Origin of the sequence: Streptomyces poriferorum, assembly GCF_019399235.1 — a bacterium.
GTDB lineage: Bacteria > Actinomycetota > Actinomycetes > Streptomycetales > Streptomycetaceae > Streptomyces > Streptomyces poriferorum.
The window spans coordinates 1-1,423 of sequence record NZ_JAELVH010000542.1; the positions used below are offsets into that span (position 1 = coordinate 1).

1 protein-coding gene and 1 pseudogene are annotated in these 1,423 nt (G+C 73.2%); both read right to left on the bottom strand.

Features of this window, described 5'->3' with window-relative positions; all coding sequences use genetic code 11:
• Positions 1-286: pseudogene (locus JGS39_RS39455) on the bottom strand (hypothetical protein); the annotation flags it as partial.
• Positions 283-1,242, bottom strand: a complete 960-nt coding sequence (locus JGS39_RS39460; protein ID WP_219574577.1) for a 5-dehydro-4-deoxyglucarate dehydratase — start codon at positions 1,240-1,242, stop codon at positions 283-285. The gene JGS39_RS39460 and the pseudogene JGS39_RS39455, both read right to left, overlap by 4 nt.
• Positions 1,243-1,423 lie beyond the last annotated feature (181 nt).

Sequence of the window (1,423 nt, forward strand, 5' to 3'; positions counted from 1 at the left end):
CGGCCAGCGCCTCGGCGGCCTCCGCGTAGGCGTCCTCCGAGTCCACCCAGGACTGGGTGTACGGCCGCAGCTCACGTCCCGCCCACCGGTCGGCGTCCGGTGGGTACAGCACCGCGGCGTACTCGGCCGTGACGATGCGGCGCGAGGGATGGCGCGGGGTCAGCGCCCGGGTGGAGTGGTAGGCGGCGGCGAGCGTCACCTGCTGGACGCCGAGGTCCGCGACGCGGGCAGCCGCGCCGGGGTCACCGACGACGTCCCAGGGATACAGGAAGGCGGAGGTCCTCATCCGCGCTCTCCCGCGCCGCCGCTCTCCAGCAGCGCACGGCCGGCCCCGATGATCTCCGTCAGCTCCTTGATGTGCGCGGCCGGCGGCTCGGTGAGCGGGCTGCGGACCTCGCCGACGTCCAGGCCCTGGAGGCGGACGGCCGCCTTGACCAGCGAGACGGCGTAACCGCGGCCCTTGGCGCGCAGTTCGACGAGCGGCCGGTAGAACGTGTCGAGCAGCGCGTTGACGAGACCGTCGTCGCCGGACTCCAGAGCGCGGTAGAACGCCAGCGCGATGTCGGGTGCGAAGGCGAACACGGCGGAGGAGTAGAGCGTGACGCCGATACCCCGGTAGGCGAGGCCGGTGAGCTCGGCGGTGGGCAGCCCGTTGAAGTACAGGAAGTCCTGGCCGGGCAGTCCGGTGCGGACGGCACTGACGATGCGCTGCATCAGATCGAGGTCGCCGTAGCCGTCCTTGAGGCCGATGATGCCCGGCGTCCGCGCCAGCGCGACCACGGTCTCGGGGGTGAAGACGGCGTTGTCGCGCTGGTAGACGATCGTCTCCAGGCGGGTGGCGGCGGCCAGCGCCGTGTAGTGGGCCAGCAGCCCCTCCTGGCCGGCGACGACCAGGTACGGCGGCATCGCGAGGAGCCCGTCCGCGCCGGCCTCCTCCGCGAGCTTCGCGAACTGGACCGCCAGGGCGGTGCCGTATCCGGCGCCCGCCACGACGGGCACCGCGCCGGCGGTCTCCTCGACGGCCGCGGCGACGACGAGGCGGAACTCCTCGGGCGTCAGGGCGTGGAACTCGCCCGTGCCGCAGCAGGCGAAGACGGCCGCCGCTCCGGCGTCGACGCCCGCGCGCACGTGCGCGCGGAAGACGTCGAGGTCGACGGAGCCGTCCGGCCCGTAGGCGGTGACGGGGAAAAAGAGCGGCCCGGCGACAGCGGTGAGTCGGGCGGCAAGTGGGGCTGAGGTCACGGGCGCTCCCTGAGCGGATTCAGGCGTGCACAATTCTGATTGGCGTCCATATTCATGAACGGTCTTACGCTAAGGCAGCGGCTCGGCGCGGGTCAAGGCGGGGCCCTTGGGCGGGCGGCCGGTGAGGGTGCCGCGCCCCGGTCCGGGGCGCGGGGTTCCGTCCTCAATCGCCGGACGGGCT